The 16489-nt window shown below is 73.9% G+C and carries 13 protein-coding genes; 6 read left to right on the plus strand and 7 right to left on the minus strand.

Annotation, left to right across the window (positions count from 1 at the left end; genetic code table 11):
• Nucleotides 1-121: 121 nt before the first annotated feature.
• On the minus strand, nt 122-505 hold the full coding sequence (locus tag BS80_RS16530; RefSeq protein WP_035798199.1) for an MGMT family protein: 384 nt from the start codon (nt 503-505) through the stop codon (nt 122-124).
• A gap of 144 nt (nt 506-649) precedes the next feature.
• Here BS80_RS16530 and BS80_RS16535 point away from each other — a divergent pair, with 144 nt between their 5' ends.
• Nucleotides 650-3283 (plus strand): lysylphosphatidylglycerol synthase domain-containing protein, encoded by a 2634-nt coding sequence (locus BS80_RS16535; RefSeq protein WP_083975267.1) that lies wholly within the window; start codon nt 650-652, stop codon nt 3281-3283.
• A 75-nt stretch (nt 3284-3358) separates the two neighbouring features.
• Here BS80_RS16535 and moeZ read toward each other — a convergent pair whose 3' ends face one another.
• From moeZ to BS80_RS16560, 5 genes are all read right to left on the minus strand, one after another.
• Nucleotides 3359-4537: an adenylyltransferase/sulfurtransferase MoeZ gene (moeZ, locus tag BS80_RS16540; protein ID WP_035798201.1), complete on the minus strand. Its 1179-nt coding sequence runs from the start codon at nt 4535-4537 to the stop codon at nt 3359-3361.
• Nucleotides 4538-4687: 150 nt separating this feature from the next.
• Entirely contained in the window at nt 4688-5641 is a 954-nt protein-coding gene (locus BS80_RS16545; RefSeq protein WP_035798203.1) for an NAD-dependent epimerase/dehydratase family protein, read from the minus strand.
• 67 nt (nt 5642-5708) lie between these two features.
• Nucleotides 5709-6602 (minus strand): hypothetical protein, encoded by an 894-nt coding sequence (locus BS80_RS16550; protein ID WP_035798205.1) that lies wholly within the window; start codon nt 6600-6602, stop codon nt 5709-5711.
• Nucleotides 6602-8305 carry a DUF3492 domain-containing protein gene (locus tag BS80_RS16555; RefSeq protein ID WP_051966693.1) on the minus strand — a complete coding sequence of 568 codons (1704 nt, stop codon included), beginning with the start codon at nt 8303-8305 and terminating at the stop codon, nt 6602-6604. Before BS80_RS16555 ends, BS80_RS16550 begins: the two co-directional genes overlap by 1 nt.
• A 445-nt stretch (nt 8306-8750) precedes the next feature.
• Entirely contained in the window at nt 8751-9731 is a 981-nt protein-coding gene (locus tag BS80_RS16560) for an alpha/beta fold hydrolase (protein ID WP_051966694.1), read from the minus strand.
• Between the two features lie 224 nt (nt 9732-9955).
• On the opposite strand from BS80_RS16560, the gene BS80_RS16565 reads away from it, so the two are divergent.
• The 3 genes from BS80_RS16565 (at nt 9956) to BS80_RS16575 (ending at nt 11420) form a co-directional block, all read left to right on the plus strand.
• The gene (locus BS80_RS16565) at nt 9956-10636 is read left to right on the plus strand and encodes a TetR/AcrR family transcriptional regulator (protein WP_051966695.1); all 681 of its coding nucleotides are present in this window, start codon (nt 9956-9958) and stop codon (nt 10634-10636) included.
• 122 nt (nt 10637-10758) lie between these two features.
• A complete protein-coding gene (locus BS80_RS16570) occupies nt 10759-10986 on the plus strand; it encodes a DUF3107 domain-containing protein (RefSeq protein WP_035798207.1) in 228 nt (75 codons plus the stop codon).
• Nucleotides 10987-11129: 143 nt separating this feature from the next.
• Entirely contained in the window at nt 11130-11420 is a 291-nt protein-coding gene (locus BS80_RS16575; RefSeq protein WP_035798209.1) for a hypothetical protein, read from the plus strand.
• Between the two features lie 19 nt (nt 11421-11439).
• Here the strand turns inward: BS80_RS16575 and BS80_RS16580 are convergent, their stop codons facing one another.
• Nucleotides 11440-12180: a ferritin-like fold-containing protein gene (locus BS80_RS16580; RefSeq protein ID WP_035798211.1), complete on the minus strand. Its 741-nt coding sequence runs from the start codon at nt 12178-12180 to the stop codon at nt 11440-11442.
• 634 nt (nt 12181-12814) lie between these two features.
• On the opposite strand from BS80_RS16580, the gene BS80_RS16585 reads away from it, so the two are divergent.
• Together BS80_RS16585 and BS80_RS16590 are read left to right on the plus strand one after the other, a co-directional pair.
• On the plus strand, nt 12815-15181 hold the full coding sequence (locus BS80_RS16585) for a DEAD/DEAH box helicase (protein ID WP_035798213.1): 2367 nt from the start codon (nt 12815-12817) through the stop codon (nt 15179-15181).
• Nucleotides 15182-15331: 150 nt separating this feature from the next.
• On the plus strand, nt 15332-16210 hold the full coding sequence (locus BS80_RS16590) for an alpha/beta fold hydrolase (RefSeq protein ID WP_035798214.1): 879 nt from the start codon (nt 15332-15334) through the stop codon (nt 16208-16210).
• Nucleotides 16211-16489 lie beyond the last annotated feature (279 nt).

The raw sequence follows: 16489 nt of genomic DNA on the forward strand, positions 1-16489 counted from the left end.
CGAAGGCTGGGGAGGAACCACCGAGCCTACGAGACGCGAGGGCGTGCGCCGGAACAGATGCGACCGGTCACACGAATGAGTGCGCCCCGAGCTGCGCAGGATTCGGACTGTGTCCGAGCAACTACTTTTGGCGCCCGTCCCAGCGGGCCTGCTTCATATCGAGCCGCGGCAGGCTCTCGGCCGCCCGCGAGCCCCGGGCCGGTCCCCGGCCCTCCCGCAGCGGCGTACCCTCGGCCCGGTAGGCGGCCAGCGCCCGCTGCTCGTGACCCGGCAGCAGCGCCCCGTCCGCGCGCACCACGCGCCACCAGGCCACCGCGCCGCCGTACAGTGCCAGCACCCGCCCGACCTGGCGGGGGCCGCCCTGTTCCAGGTACTCGGCCACGTCGCCGTAGGTCATCACCCGGCCCGGCGGGATCCGCTCGATCAGGTCGAGCACCAGCTCGGCGAAGGGGGGCAGGTCACCGCCCGGGTCACGGTCCTCGCTGATCGATGTCACCCCCGGCATTCTTCCGCATCCGGACGAGCGCCGGATCCCGTGCGGACGGATTCGCCGCGCCCAGTACGGCCCCTGTCCAGCGGCGGGCGATACGGCATGCCACCATCTTCGAGGCGGTGAGTGGTGATACGAGGACAAGACCAGATGACCGGGATGGCTGACGTGGACGTGGACGAGGGCTCAGAGGAGCCCACCGCCGCACTACCCGTCGCCGGCGAACCGAAGGTCTCCCTGGTGAAGGAGGCCCGGCCGGCCGCGCCCCGGCCGACCGTGCCCGAACCGAGCCCCCCGCGCTGGGAGCCCGAACCCGAGGGCGACGACCTCGCCGTCGACGAGCCGCTGCTCGCGGCGCGCGCGCACCGCCCGTCGGACCTGATCCGCCTGCTGGCCGGCCTGCTCGGCATCATCGCGCTGTTCGTCCTCGCGGGGATCGCCAAATCGACCACCAGCGGCATCGCCTCCGACATCGACGTCAACATCCGGCACATCCCGTCCTGGCTCAGCACCGTCGGAAGCCTGGTCTCCAGCATCGCCGTGCTGGCCGTGCCGGTGGCCTTCGCGGTCGAGCGGCTGATCAAGCGCGACGGGCTGCGGGTCGCCGACGGCGTCCTCGCCTCGGTGCTGGCCTACGGCGTCTCGCTGGCCATCGACTGGTGGGTGGCGGAGGGCGCCTCGAACGCCATCAGAAGCGCGCTGACCCGGCTCCCGGACAGCGGCAACGGCTCGCTGACCGACCCCGTGCACGGCTATCTCGCGCCGGTGATCGCCTATATGACGGCGGTCGGCATGGTCAGCAGACCCCGCTGGCGGGTGGCCCTGTGGATAGTGGTCGTGCTCAGCGGCGCCACCGAGCTGATCAGCGGCTACACCACCCCGCTCTCGCTCCTGCTCACCGTGCTGATCGGCTGGTCGGTGGCGTACGGGACGCTCTACGCGATCGGCTCGCCCAACATCCGCCCGACCGGCCAGCACCTGATGCTCGGCCTGCGCAAGGTCGGCTTCGCGCCCAGCGGCGCCCACCGCGCCCCCGACGCCCCCGGCGGCACCCGGCGGTACTACGTCAACCAGAACGGCGGCCCGACCCTCGACGTCCACATCATCGACCGCGAGCAGCAGGCCTCCGGCTTCTTCTACCGGGTCTGGCGCCGACTGCTGCTGCGCTCGGTGGCGGTCCGGCGCAGCCCGCAGTCGCTGCGCCAGGCGCTGGAGCAGGAGGCCCTGATCGCGTACGCGGCGGCGGCGGCCGGCGCGCACGCCCCGCAGCTGGTGGCCACCTCCGAGCTGGGCCCGGACGCGGCCGTCCTGGTCTACGAGAAGGTCGAGGGCCGTACCCTCGACGAGCTGCCGACCGAGGAGATCACCGACGAGGTGATGGCCTCCTTCTGGCAGTCGGTGGCCGTCCTGCACCAGCGCCGGATCGCGCACCGCCGGCTGACCGGCGAGTCGCTGCTGGCGGTGGACGAGAAGACCGGCGCGCTGGTGAACCTCTCCGGCGGCGACATCGCGGCCGGCGATCTGACCCTGCGGATCGACGCCGCCCAGCTGCTGACCACCTTCGCGCTGCGGATCGGCCCGGAACGGGCGGTGGCCACCGCCAACCGGGTGCTGGGCCCGGACCGGGTGGCCGCGGCGCTGCCGCTGCTGCAGCCGGTCGGCATGAGCCGGCAGACCCGGGCGGACCTGGCCAAGCTGACCAAGGAGCGCAAGGCCGCCGCCCAGGCGCTGGCGCTGGAGCAGGTGGCGGCCGGGGAGCGCACCCAGGAGGAGGCCGAGGAGGACATCGCCGCGGCCGGCGAGGACCTGCTCAGCCGGATCCGCGCGCAGATCCTGGAGATCGTGCCGGAGGCGCCTTTGGCGCCGGCCAAGCTGGAACGGCTGAAGCCCAAGAGCCTGATCATGGTGATCGCGCTGGCCTTCGCCGCCTACCTCGCGGTGACCACCATCCAGCCCGGCCAGCTCAAGCTCTCCCAGATGAACTGGGCCTGGGCCTCGGTCGCGCTGGCCGCCGCCGCGGCGAGCTACGGCGCGGCGGCGATGAGCCTGACCGGGTTCGTGCCCGAGAAGCTGCCGTTCGGCCGGACGGTCGCCGCCCAGCTGGCCGGCTCCTTCGTGAAGCTGGTGGCGCCCGCCGCGATCGGCGGCATCGCGCTGAACACCCGCTACCTGCAGAAGTCCGGCATCCGGCCCGGCCAGGCGGTGGCCAGTGTGGGCGCGTCGCAGCTGGCCGGCCTGGGCGGACACCTGCTGCTGCTCTTCGGCTTCGGCCTGATCACCGGCAGCCAGGCCAACGGCGACCTCGGCAGCCAGCGTGCGGTGATCATCGGCGTCCTGACGGCCGCCGTGCTGGCGCTGGTGATCGCCGCGGTCGCCCCGCTGCGCCGGTTCGTGATCACCCGGGTCCGCTCGCTCTTCTTCGGCGTCGTGCCCCGGATGCTCGACCTGATGCAGACGCCCAGCAAGCTGGTCACCGGCTTCGGCGGCATCCTGCTGCTGACGCTGGCCTTCACCGCCTGCCTGGACGCCTCGGTCCGGGCCTTCGGCGGGTCGATGAGCTACGCGACCGTCGCGGTGATCTTCCTGACGGCGAACGCGGCCGGTTCGGCCGTGCCGACCCCGGGCGGGATCGGGCCGGTCGAGATCGCCCTGATCGTCGCCCTCGGCGCGGGCGGGCTGCCGGCGGCCACCGCGACGTCGGCGGTCTTCCTCTACCGGGCGCTGACCTTCTGGCTGCCGGTACTGCCCGGCTGGATCGCCTACACCTTCCTGCAGCGCAAGGGCGCGATGTAGCCCGACGCACCGACGGCCGCGGGCCGGGCCCCTCCAAGGGGGCCCGGCCCGCGGCCGTCGCAGTGTCAGGACCGGTCAGTAGACCGGCTTGTGCGGCTCGATCTGGTTGACCCAACCGACCACGCCGCTGCCCACGTGGACGGCGTCGGAGAAGCCCGCGGCCTTCAGCACGGCCAGCACCTCGGCCGAGCGGACGCCGGTCTTGCAGTGCAGGACGATCTTGCGGTCCTGCGGCATCCGCTCCAGCGCGTCACCCATCAGGAACTCGTTCTTCGGGATGAGCGTGGCGCCGGGGATGTTGACGATCTCGTACTCGCCGGGCTCGCGGACGTCGATCAGGAAGATCTTCTCGTCGTTGTCGAGCATCTCCTTGAGCGCCCGGGGCGTGATGGTCGACCCCATGGCGGCCTCCTGGGCCTCCTCCGAGATCGCGCCGCAGAACGCCTCGTAGTCGATCAGGCCGGTGACCGTCGGGTTCTCGCCGCAGAGCGCGCAGTCGGGGTCCTTGCGGACCTTGACCTGGCGGTAGTTCATCTCCAGGGCGTCGTAGATCATCAGACGGCCCACCAGCGGCTCGCCGATGCCGGCCAGCAGCTTGATCGCCTCGGTGACCTGGATCGAGCCGATCGAGGCGCAGAGCACCCCGAGCACGCCGCCCTCGGCGCAGGAGGGGACCATGCCGGGCGGCGGGGCCTCCGGGTAGAGGCAGCGGTAGCAGGGACCGTGCTCGGCCCAGAAGACGCTGGCCTGGCCGTCGAAGCGGTAGATCGAGCCCCACACGTAGGGCTTGCCGAGCAGCACCGCGGCGTCGTTCACCAGGTACCGGGTGGCGAAGTTGTCGGTGCCGTCCACGATCAGGTCGTAGCCGGCGAAGATCTCCATGACGTTGTCGTTGTCGAGACGCTCGTCGTGGAGGATCACGTTGACGTAGGGGTTGATCTCCTGGACCGAGTCGCGCGCGGACTCGCCCTTGGAGCGGCCGATGTCGGACTGGCCGTGGATGATCTGGCGCTGGAGGTTGGACTCGTCGACGGTGTCGAACTCCACGATGCCCAGCGTGCCCACACCGGCCGCAGCCAGGTACATCAGCGCCGGGGACCCGAGGCCACCGGCGCCGACACAGAGCACCTTGGCGTTCTTCAGCCGCTTCTGCCCGGCCATCCCGACATCCGGGATGATCAGGTGGCGGGAGTACCGGCGGACCTCGTCGACGGTGAGCTCGGCAGCCGGCTCGACCAGGGGTGGCAGCGACACGGGGACTCCGATGGTCGTCAGTTCGGTAGTGACTACTACGCCAACAGTGTCACGCGCTCCCGCTATTCCGAGACAGCAAGTCCGACAGGCGAGACGCGTCGCGCCGGATCGTGGGACCTGGACGGCCGGTGCGGCGCCGCCGGCGGACGCTCACACCCGGCAGGCGGTCTCCAGCCAGACGTCGCCGAGCGACTCCTCCAGCGGCGTGCAGGCTCGCCAGCCGAGCCGCTCGCGGGCCGTGCGGACGTCGGCCTGCCGCCAGGGCACCGGTTCGGCGACCGGACGGGGCTCGGCGGCGGGCCGCTCCAGGCCGCCGAAGTCGCCGACCGGCTGGGCCGGCAGCAGCACCGCCCTGGACTCCTCCGCCAACGTCCCCTCGAAGCCCGAGGCCCGGACGAGCAGGTAGGCCGCGTCCCGGGACCGGACGGCGTGGCCGCTGCCGATGTTGATCACGCCGGTGGCCGCCGAGACCGCCGCCGCCCGGACGGCCAGCGCGACGTCCCGGACGTCCACGAAGTCGCGGAAGGCCGAGAGGTCCGGCATCCGGACCTGGTTCTCCTGCTGCTCCAGGGCCCGGCGCAGCCCCTCGGCCAGCCGGCCGAAGAGCGAGGCCGCCGGCGCGCCGGGACCGACCACGTCGAAGACCCGCAGCACGGCGGCGTCCAGCCCGGAGGAGGTCACCAGCTCCGTCCCGGTCAGCTTGGAGACGCCGTACGGCCCGACCGGCCGGGGCTCGGCGGTCTCCGCGATCGGCGCGCCGGGCTGGACCGGTCCGTACTCCGCCGCCGACCCGACGTGCACCAGCCGGGCGGGCTGGCGGCTGCGCCGGATCGCCTCGCAGACCGTCGCCACCGCCAGCGCGTTGGCCCGGATCAGCGCCCGTGAGGTGCCGTAGGTGGCCCCGGCGCAGTTGATCACGACCTGCGGCGCCACCGCGTCCAGGAAGCGGGCCAGCGCACCGGGGCTGCCGGCCGACAGGTCGAACCGGATGTCGGCCGAGTCGCGTCGGCCCAGCACCGTGACCTGGAGGTCCTGGTCCAGCAGCAGACGGTCGGCGACCCGACGGCCGATATAGCCGTCGGCACCCAGCAGCAGCACCCTCATCGGGGGTGTCCTTCCACGAGACGGGGAACGAGATGGGGAACACGGGGGTGGGACGGGTCGGCGGGCCTCATCGGTAGCCGCCGGGCCGGCCGACCACGATCCAGGCGCACGGCAGCAACACAGCGGCCGCGGCCCCGGCCGCGCAGGCCGTCGCCGTGCCCGGTGCCGACGCCCAGCCGGGCAGCAGACCGCAGGTGCGCAGCAGCAGCGCGGCGGCCGACAGCGCGTCGGCCGACAGCAGCCCGGCCAGCGCCGCACCGCCCTGGCCGCAGCAGCGCAGCACCGCGGCCGGACCGAGCAGCAGCCCCAGCGCGGCCTGCGCGCACCACCGCGCGACCCCGGCCTGCCGGAAGGCGGCGTGCAGCAGACCGCCCGCCAACGCCGGCCCCGGTCTCGGGGCCACCGCGGTGAGCACGGCGAGGGCGGCGAAGCTGGCCACCGCCAGCACCACGACGTAGAGGCCGAGCGCGACCGGCAGGACCGGCCGCATCCTGGCCCGGAAGTCGGCGATCGTGGCGGCCGTCCGCAGTTGGGCCCGGCCGGTGTGCCGCACCCAGCGCGCCGAGTAGCGGGCCGCCCCGGTGGCGGCGCCCGCCGCCAGCACCAGGGCCACCGCGGCCCCGCCCGGCCCGGCCGCCGGCGCGGCGTCGGCGAGCGGCAGCAACAGCACGCCGAGCAGCGCCAGCGCGGGTTTCAGCCGCGCGACCGACGACCTCGGCGGGGCTGCCGGGTCCGCCGGGAGCGCCGAGTCGGCGCGCGAGGGGCCGCCGCCCGCCCTGCGCGGGACGCGGGCGAACATCTCCTCGGCGAGCGAGAAGACGTCGCCGTGCCGGTACTGTCCGGCGGTGGCGGCGCCGATCCCGGCCTCCTCCAGTGCCGCCGCGATCTCCAGCGGGTGGCCGGCCTGTTCACAGAGCGCCTGGTGGGCCGCCATCAGCTCGCGCACCGGATCCCCCGCCATCAGAGGGCCTGCGCCATGACCTGGGCCGGCGCGCGATCGGTGTCCGCGGCCACGGCGAGCTCCTCGTCCGGGCGCGGCTGCGGCGCTGTGCCGCCGGGCCCGGCGGACGACCCGACGGCCTCGCCCGCCTCCGCGCCGCTCTCCGCCGGGCCGTCCGAGGGTGTCGCGGCCGACCGGCCCGCGACCCAGAACTCGGCGGGCCTGGCGAACGGCTGCGGCACGGCGCCGGCCCGGCGGTCGTCGCAGGGGAAGGCCGGCCAGCGCGAGACCACCTCCAGGTAGATCTCCCGGAACGCCGTCACCGCGGGCTCCACCGCGAATCGTTCCTGCACCCGCAGCCGGCCGGCCAGGCCGAGCCGGGAGCGCCGCTCCTCGTCCCCGAGCAGGGCCAGGCAGGCCACGGCCAGGCCCTGCGGATCACCTGGCGGGAGCACCAGTCCGGCCGGCCCGACCACCTCGCGCAGCACCCCGACGTCGGTGGCCACCAGCGCGCGGCCGCTCAGCATCGCGTCGACCGGCAGCCGGGGCACTCGGTGCGCCCGGGCCGAGAAGACCACCACCGTCGCCCGCTCCCAGGCATCGGCCGGTGCGGCCGGACGGCCCGCGAACACCACCGCGGGCTCCGCCTCGCCGGGAGCTCCCTCTCCGGAGCGCACCGCCGTGCTCAGCCCCAGTCGCCCGGCGACCGCCAGGCAGTGCTCCAGGTAGCGCGGCGGCCCCTCGACCCCGTACATCCGCAGCCGCGCCTGCGGCAGCTCGGCCCGCACGCGCGCGAACGCGTGCAGCATCAGCTCCGGATCGCTGCCGGGCTCCAAGGTCCCGGCCCAGACCAGGGTGGGGTGTTCGGGTTCGGGCCCGGCCGCCGGTCTGTCCACCGCCTCGGTGCCCTCGTAGACCACCCGGATCCGCTCCGGGGCGGCGCCGCAGCGCCGCTGCCACTCCTGGTCGTAGGCGCTGCCCGGGGTGAGCACGGCGGCCTGCCGGTAGGTCTCCTCGGTCAGCAGCCGGAAGAACGCGAGCAGCAGGGCGCGCACCGGCCAGCGGTAGGGCGCGTGCCGGTAGCCGAGGTACTGCTCGCGCAGGTGCAGGCCGCGCTCGGTGAGCACGAACGGCACCCCGTACAGCCGTTTGGCCAGCAGCGCGGGCAACGCGGCCGGGCCGCCGCTCAGCACATGGCAGAGATCGACCTCGCCGAGCCCGCCGGCGTACCACGGCGCCGACAGCGGGCGCAGGCACTGCTCCAGCAGGTCGCCGGCCACCAGGACGTCCCGGACCAGGGGTTGGCCGGCCGCGGTGTCCGCGCCGGGCGAGCGCCAGGCCTTCTCCAACACCCGCTGGGCGGCCCCGGAGGCCAGGAAGGCGGGCAACGCGCCGTCCTCCCGGGCGAGCTCGGCCAGCCGGTACAGCCCGACCGCGAAGTCGGCCCGCTCACGCGGCACGACCAGCGCCCGGACCAGCTGCTCGTACGCCACGACGTACTGCCGCCGGCGCACCGCGCCGGGCCCGCGACCGGCCGGCCGCGGGCCGCGCAGCGCGAGCGTGTGCGACCCCGGCTCCTCCCGCGCCGGCGCCGGGCCCTGGCCCGACAGCAGCGCGTAGCGCTGGAACTCGTGCTCCGGCAGCCCCGCGGCCAGCCGGCCGGGCCAGCCGCCGGCACGCTGCGCGTACGATTGAGTGCCCTCGGTGAGCAGAGCGATGCGCACGACGACCTCCAGAAGCAGAGTGAACGGAACATCCGATACCGGTCCCGGATCGGAGCAGAGCGCAAAAGCCGGACCGCGCCGACCAGGACCGGCACGGAACGCGCCACGGTCAGGACGGCGGAGTGGTCCGCACGGAGATCACGGAGCGCCCCCGCGCCCCGCCGTGCGACCGGCCCCCCGGACCTGTCGGTCCACGCTCCGGCCGCACCACCGGGTGATCACCCGGCCTCGACGGGACGACCCCGCCCAACGCGCACATCTCACACACCCCTGGGCGCCCACCCCGGCACGCGGCGGTCACGCCCTACACCTGTTCGGTCCGACACCACGAAGGTAGGGCCGATCCGGCGCCGCCATCGCTCACTTGCCTGCCTGCCACCTGAACGAGTGAACCCCCGTAACCTCGGGAATCCCCCGCCGTTGCGTCCGCCCCCGGACCCGTCGCTCAGCCCCGGGCCGGCCCGTCCACCTCGCGCAGGAACTCCCGCACCGAACGCGCCACCAGCTGCGGGTGCTCCATCATCGCCACGTGCCCGGACTCCGGCAGCACCAGCAGCCGGGCGTCCCGGAAGGCCGCGCAGGCCCGCGCCGCCGAGCGGTACGAGACCAGCTTGTCGCGCAGCCCGTAGACCAGCAGCACCGGCACCTCCACCCGCTCGGCCTGCCGCCAGAGCGCCTGGTCGCCACGCTCGGTGTACGCCGTGACGATCCCGCGCGCCGACCCGACCAGCACCTGCAGCGCGTACGGCAGCGCCATCCGCCGCCGGTACTCGGCGACGGCCTGCTCGCGGCGATCGTCCGGGATCTCCCGGGCGTTGCCGTAGACCAGGTCGAGCAGCCCGTCGGTGGCCTGTTCGACGCTGCGCCCGCCGGACGGGATGCGCTGGATCAGCCGGGTCGCGCCGGGCACGGCCAGCAGGCCGGTGGGCAGCGCGGTGCGCTGCGGCGGCAGCTCGGGCAGCGCCGGGGAGATCAGCGTCAGGCTGCGCACCAGATCGGGGCGCAGCGCCGCGAGCCGGACGGCGACCGCGCCGCCGAGCGAGTTGCCGAACAGGTGCACCGGCCCGCGACCGCTCGACTCCAGGTAGCCGATCACGGCCCTGACGTGCCCGGTCACCGACAGGTTGCCGTCCGCAGGCGGCGCGGACCAGCCGAATCCGGGCAGGTCGAGCGCCTCGCCGCGGACCTCGCCGGCCAGCTCCTCCATCAGGTCGGCCCAGTTGTCCGAGGAGCCGCCGAGCCCGTGCACGAAGAGCGCCTCGGACAACCCTGCGGAGTGGTCCGCGGTCGGTCCGGTGACCGCGAGGACGGCCCCGGGGACCTGGACCGTACGGGTGTCCCAGCGTCCGGCCGGCCGCGCACCGGGACCCCCGGCCGCCTCGGCCCACTCCCCCGACCCGGCCGTCTCCTGCTGCTCAGTGCTCATGGGAGAAGATGGTAATGAGACTCTGGCGTCCGGACGGGCCGCGCGCCGTATTGTGGGCACCCGACAACCCGAGAGCTGCGGTTTTTCTCGGCTCAGCCGGGCGCAGACAGGGTTACCCGAAAGTAGAATCAGACCCCTTGCCAGCCATGCACGGTCCCGCCCGCGGGACGCCGACCTGACCAGGTCGGGGCCCCCGTGCAGCCGACCGTGAAGTGAGGAGCGCCGTGACGGCCATCCAGGAGGCGCAGGACCGCCCACGCGGCGCCCGTCTGCCGCGAAGCGCCCGCCGTGAGCAGCTGCTCGGCGCCGCGCAAGAGGTATTCGTCGCCCAGGGTTACCACGCTGCGGCGATGGACGACATCGCCGAGCGCGCCGGCGTCAGCAAGCCGGTGCTGTACCAGCACTTCCCCGGGAAGCTGGAGCTGTACCTCGCACTGCTGGACAAGCACTGCGACGCCCTGGTCGAGGCCACCCGGGCCGCGCTGGACGCCACGGTGGACAACAAGCAGCGCGTGGCCGCCACCATGGAGGCGTACTTCCGGTACGTCACCGGTGAGTCCGGCGCGTTCCGGCTGGTGTTCGAGTCCGACCTGACCAACGAGCCCGCCGTGCGGGAACGTGTGGAGCGGGCCGCCGACCTGAGCGCCACCCTGGTCAGCAAGGTGATCGCGGAGGACACCGATCTGCCGGAGGCGGAGGCCAAGCTGCTCGCGGCGGGCGTCTGCGGACTGGCCCAGATCACCGCCCGGTACTGGCTCTCGCAGGCCAGCGACATCCCGCGCGACGAGGCCGTCCGACTGGTCGCCAGCCTTGCCTGGCGCGGCCTCAAGGGCTTCCCGATGCACCCGGGTCAGGAGACCCAGGGGCAGGAGAACGACCAGGACCAGGCCTCGCCCACCGACTGATCCGCCGCGCACACGGGTCGTTGCTCTATGGTGAAGCCGTACGGTGCGGTAGCCGCGAACATCTGTTCCCAGATGGGGCCGGTACCGCACACGGAGAGCTGCAACCCGGAGGGACGGAAGCCGTGGAGGTCAAGATCGGCGTGCAGAACGCGCCTCGAGAGATCGTTCTCGAGAGCCCGCAGACTGCCGATGAGGTCGAGAGCGCGGTCGCCAAGGCACTGGAGGGCACCTCGAAGCTCTTCGCGCTGACCGACGAGCACGGCCGCCGCGTCATCGTCCCGGCCGAGCGCCTGGCGTATGTGGAGATCGGCGAGCCGAGCCAGCGCAAGGTCGGCTTCGGCACCATCTGACGGATGGCGCCGGCAGGCCCGAGCGATGCCCACCGTTCCCCCGGGAGCGGTGGGCATCGCCCTGTCCAGGCGTAGAGCCGGGACCCTGCGGGTATGGAGCTGCCACAGCGGATCACGCGTGGACCCACCCAGGGAGGCCGGCCGTGCCCTTGCCCGTCGCAGCGATCGTCTTCGTCCTGATCGGTCTGCTCGTCGGTTTCGGCGTGCTCGCCGTGCTGCCCGAGTACTACCCGATGGCGCGCGGCCTCACCGTCGGTACAGCACTGGTGTCGGCCCAGCTCAGCGGCCTGATCACGCGGTACGCGCTGAACACCGTGACGCCGGTGGTCTGCGTCGTGCTGACCGTCCTGTGCACCGGCCTGCTGGTCTCGGTGCTGGCCCGGCCGGACCAGGCGGCCCGGCACGGCAGCCACCGCCGCCACCGCTCCGCCTGACCCGGCGCGCGAACAGGCCTCAGGAGGCCAGGCCGAGCGCGGCCATCCGGCGGGTGTGCGCCTCGGTGATCCGGTTGAACATCTTGCCGACCTCGACCAGGTCGAAGCCGCGCACCTCGGCGCCGCCGACCAGCAGGTTGGACAGCGCGTCCCGCTCGGCGACCACCCGCTGGGCCTGGCTGAGCGCCTCGCCCATCAGCCGTCGTCCCCAGAGCGCGAGCCGGCCGCCCACCCGGGGGTTCTCCTCGATCGCCTGACGGACTTTGTCCACCGCGAACTGCGCGTGGCCGGTGTCGCTCATCACCCGCAGCACCAGGTCCCGGGTGTCGTCGTCGAGCCGGACCGCCACCTCGCGGTAGAAGTCCGTGGCGATCGAGTCGCCGACGTACGCCTTGACCAGGCCCTCCAGCCAGTCGGACGGCGCGGTCATCCGGTGGAAGAACTCCAGCGGCTCGACGAACGGGGTCATCGACTCGGTCGGGTCGGCGCCGATCTCGGCCAGCCGGTCGTGCAGCAGCTGGTAGTGCTGGAACTCGGCGGAGGCCATCCGGGCCAGCGCGGCCTTGTCGGCCAGGCCCGGGGCGAACTTGGCGTCGTCGGCCAGCCGCTCGAACGCGCTGAGCTCGCCGTACGCGAGGGCTCCGAGCAGGTCCAGCACCGCGGCCCGGTAGTCCGGGTCGGCCGAGCAGGTCGTCCAGTCGCCGATCGAGCCGATCGCATCGACCTCGCCGACCTCGCCGGCGTCGCCATGAGTCTCCATGAAGCGTCACTCTAGACCGCGTCGCCGCCGCCCAGCGGACCGAGCCGCGGCGGGGGCCGGGGACGGAGTCAGACGCGTCACGTGTTCGAGTGGTCGGCTGACTGTACAGTGGTACAGAGGCCCGTAGTGCCCGCACGGTTCGCAGACCGCGCGGGTTCGGTTCGTCCGGACGATTCCGGCACGAAACACGGGCGCTCAGTACGCGGATGCCCGGTCGGAGAGCCGATCGGCTCCGACCTTGGCTTGGACCTCAAGCCAGGCACCGCATCAGTGGCCGAGCGAGGGCCGCCGCGGACCGCGCCCCATGGCGCCGGTCCCGCGCCGAACCCCTCACGGGACATCTCCCCCACGCCACGGGACGACGCCGCCCAGCCGGGCCGGCCCTCCCGGACGCCGCAGGGACCGGCGCGGTCGTGCACGACCACGCAGCTGTCGACAGGACCGATCCGGTCCGGGCGCGGCCGCGAGGCTGCCCGCCGTCCTCTCGCTCTCGGCCCGCCCATATGGAAGAGGCAGCACCCTGTCCACCACGACTGAACCGACGAAGACCACCTTCCGCGAACTCGGCATCCTCCCGGAGACCGCCGAGGCACTGGAAGCGGTCGGCATCATCCACCCGTTCCCGATCCAGGAGATGACCCTCCCGGTCGCGATGACCGGGCACGACGTCATCGGCCAGGCGAAGACCGGCACCGGCAAGACCCTCGGCTTCGGCCTCCCGCTGATCGAGCGCGTCGTCGTGCGCGCCGACATCGACGCCGGCCGGGCCACCGAGGCGCAGCTCTCCGAGAGCCCGCAGGCCCTGATCGTCGTCCCCACCCGCGAGCTCTGCACCCAGGTCACCAACGACCTGCAGACCGCGGGCAAGGTCCGCAACGTGCGGGTCCTGGCCATCTACGGCGGCCGTGCCTACGAGCCGCAGGTCGAGGCGCTGAAGAAGGGCGTCGACATCGTCGTCGGCACCCCCGGCCGCCTGCTCGACCTGGCCGGGCAGAAGAAGCTCGACCTGTCCCGGGTCAAGGCCCTGGTGCTCGACGAGGCCGACGAGATGCTCGACCTGGGCTTCCTGCCCGACGTCGAGAAGATCCTCACCATGCTGCCCGCCAAGCGGCAGACCCTGCTCTTCTCGGCCACCATGCCGGGCCAGGTGATCAGCCTCGCCCGCCGTTACATGAGCCAGCCGACCCACATCCGGGCCGCCGCGCCGGACGACACCGGCCACACCGTGGCCTCGGTCAAGCAGCACATCTTCCGGGCGCACTCGCTCGACAAGGTGGAGATGGTCTCGCGGATCCTGCAGTCCGAGGGCCGCGGCCTGGCGATGATCTTCTGCCGCACCAAGCGCACCGCCGCCGACGTCTCCGACCAGCTCACCCAGCGCGGCTTCGCGGCCGGCGCGGTGCACGGCGACCTCGGTCAGGGCGCCCGCGAGCAGGCCCTGCGGGCCTTCCGGGCCGGCAAGGTCGACGTGCTGGTCTGCACCGACGTGGCAGCCCGTGGCATCGACGTCGAGGGCGTCACGCACGTCATGAACTACCAGTGCCCCGAGGACGAGAAGACCTACCTCCACCGGATCGGCCGCACCGGCCGGGCCGGCGCGTCCGGCACCGCCGTGACGCTGGTGGACTGGGACGACATCCCGCGCTGGGCCCTGATCAACAAGGCGCTGGAGCTCGGTTTCGGCGAGCCGGAGGAGACCTACTCGACCTCCCCGCACCTCTACGAGCTGCTGAACATCGCGCCCGGGACGACCGGCGTGCTGCCGCGCTCCGAGCGCACCCGGGCCGGCCTCGGCGCGGAGGCGGTCGAGGACCTCGGCGAGACCGGCGGACGTGGCTCGCGCTCCGGCGCACGCGGCGCCGAGCGGGGCGGCGAGCGCGGCAGTGACCGTGCGCGCGGCGGGCGGGCCGGGGCCGAGCGCCCCGCCGGCCGACGCGGCGCTCCGGCCGCCGAGGCGGTCGAGACGGTCGTCGAGGAGCGCGCACCGCGCGAGCCGCGCTCCCGTCGCCGTACCCGCGGCGGCGCGAACGGGGCGGACGCTGCGGTGGCGGTCCAGACGGGCGCGCCCGTCAGCGCCGTGACCGACGCTCCGGCGGGTGGCGAGGGCGAGAGCGCACCGCGCCGTCGCCGTCGTCGGCCGCGCAGCGGCGGTGCGGGTGGCGAGGGCGCCGCAGTCGTGGCGAGCCCGGTCGAGAACACCGCTCCGGCGGTGGTCGAGGCGGCTGCCGCCGCTCCGGTCGTCGCCGAGCTGCCGCCGGTGGTCGTGGTGCCCGCCCAGGCCACCAAGCCGACCTCGAACGGCCCGGTGACCACGCAGCGCAAGCCCGTGCAGCGTGAGCCCCGCAAGATCCCGGACATCACGGCCGCCTACGTCCCGGCCGCCAAGGCGCCCGCTGCCAAGACCCCGGTGGCCAAGGCTCCGGTGACCAAGGCTCCGGCGGCCAAGGCGCGGGTCGCCAAGGCACCGGCCGTCGAGGCGCCGGCCGTCGAGGTCATCGCACCGGTCGTGGTTGAGCCGGTCGTGGTCGCGCCGGTCGTCGTCGAGGCCGTCGAGGCTGCCCCGGCCGCCACCAAGCCCCGCAAGACCGCCGCCAAGCGGACCACCAAGAAGGCCGCCGCCGCAGTCGCCACCACCGAGGCACCGGCCGACGCACCGGCCGCCGAGGTCGCCGCGCCGGCCGTCGTCGAGGCCGTCGAGGCTGCCCCGGCCGCCACCAAGCCCCGCAAGACCGCCGCCAAGCGGACCACCAAGAAGGCCGCCGCCGCGGTCACCACCACCGAGGCACCGGCCGACGCACCGGCCGCCGAGGTCGCCGAGGCGGCTCCCGCCAAGGCACCGCGGGTCCGCAAGACCGCCGCCAAGAAGACCGCCGCCAAGGCCCCGGTCGAGACGCCCGCCGAGGCGCCCGCCACCGAGGCCGAGGGTGTCGAGGCCCCGCGCCGCCGCACCCGCGCCCGTCGCCCGGCCACCACGGTCGAGGAAGCCCCGGCGATCGGCTGACAGCCCGACGCACCGCCCCGAGGGCCGGCCCGACGCAGCAGCGTCGGGCCGGCCCTCGGGCATGTCGCCCCCACCTACAGCGGTCCGCCGCCCACCGGACCTCTAGGCTCGGAGGCGGTCCCGTCCCAGCACCCGGAGGAGTTCCCCCCGATGAGCACGCCCCGCTTTCTCACCCTCCCCGGCTGTGCCCGCGCCGAGCGGCTGACCACCGCGCGCGGCGAGTTCGCCGCGCTGGTCGCCGAGCCGGCCGGTCCGGCGCTCGGCGTCGCGCTGCTGGTGCCCGGCTTCACCGGCAGCAAGGAGGACTTCATCGCCCTGCTGGAGCCGCTGGCCGCCGCCGGCTACCGGGTGGTCGCCGTTGACCAGCGCGGCCAGTACGAGAGCGGCGGCCCGGCAGACCCCGCCCCGTACGCGCTCCCGGAGCTCGGCCGGGACGTCCTGGAGCTCACCCGGACGCTGGGCGGCGACGGCACCCCGGTGCATCTGCTGGGGCACTCCTTCGGGGGTTTCGTGGCCCGCGAGGCGGTTCTCGCCGCCCGACCCGCGCTGCCGTGGGTCTCGCTCACCCTGCTCTCCACCGGTCCCGGCCCGATCGATCCCGCCGAGGCCGCCAAGACGAAGCTGCTGATGGACGCCCTCGGCTCGATGGACATGCAGTCGATCTGGGAGGTCATGCAGGCCATGGCCGAGGAGGACGACGCCCCGGCCGAGGCGCTCGCCCCGGAGGTCGCCGAGTTCCTGCACCGGCGCTGGCTGGCCAATGTCCCCGCGGCGCTGATCGCGATGGGTGAGCGGCTGCTCGGTGAGCCCGACCGGACCGACCAGCTGGCCGCGACGGCGCTGCCGATGCTCGCCGTCTCCGGGGTGCGGGACTACGCCTGGCCGGTCGAGGAGCAGGCCGCCACCGCCGAGCGGCTGGGCGCCCGCTACCTCAGGGTGGACGGCGCCGGCCACTCCCCCAACGCCGAGGAGCCCGCCGCGACGGCCGCCGCCCTGGTCGCGTTCTGGTCGTCGGTCGCGGCCGGCTGACCGGCTCCCCCCACCCGCTCCCCGCTCCGCTCTCGCGGCAGAACTCCCGAGGACGCCCGGGCGACATCCGGGCAAAAAATCGTTAGCTCGGGTAATATTTGATTCAGACCGGGAATGAACGACCCCACGAGCGCGGTTCAACCCCGAGAGCGCCAAGGAAACCAGGACTTCACGGGCGGGCAACCGCAGGGAATCAGCCCGGCGCCACGCTGGTGATCGAGGGCCCGTGGCCCCGCGCCTCGGCCGCAGGGGGGAACCGTGACACAGACAGCCGTACCG

Source organism: Kitasatospora mediocidica KCTC 9733 (genome assembly GCF_000744225.1).
Taxonomy (GTDB): Bacteria; Actinomycetota; Actinomycetes; order Streptomycetales; family Streptomycetaceae; genus Kitasatospora; species Kitasatospora mediocidica.

Coding starts and splice junctions, on each gene's coding strand:
- BS80_RS16530 (WP_035798199.1), bottom strand. CDS start 505: ATGCCGGGGGTGACATCGATCAGCGAGGACCGTGACCCGGGCGGTGAC.
- BS80_RS16535 (WP_083975267.1), top strand. CDS start 650: ATGGCTGACGTGGACGTGGACGAGGGCTCAGAGGAGCCCACCGCCGCA.
- BS80_RS16545 (WP_035798203.1), bottom strand. CDS start 5,641: ATGAGGGTGCTGCTGCTGGGTGCCGACGGCTATATCGGCCGTCGGGTC.
- BS80_RS16550 (WP_035798205.1), bottom strand. CDS start 6,602: ATGGCGGGGGATCCGGTGCGCGAGCTGATGGCGGCCCACCAGGCGCTC.
- BS80_RS16560 (WP_051966694.1), bottom strand. CDS start 9,731: ATGAGCACTGAGCAGCAGGAGACGGCCGGGTCGGGGGAGTGGGCCGAG.
- BS80_RS16580 (WP_035798211.1), bottom strand. CDS start 12,180: ATGGAGACTCATGGCGACGCCGGCGAGGTCGGCGAGGTCGATGCGATC.
- BS80_RS16585 (WP_035798213.1), top strand. CDS start 12,815: ATGACCCTCCCGGTCGCGATGACCGGGCACGACGTCATCGGCCAGGCG.
- BS80_RS16590 (WP_035798214.1), top strand. CDS start 15,332: ATGAGCACGCCCCGCTTTCTCACCCTCCCCGGCTGTGCCCGCGCCGAG.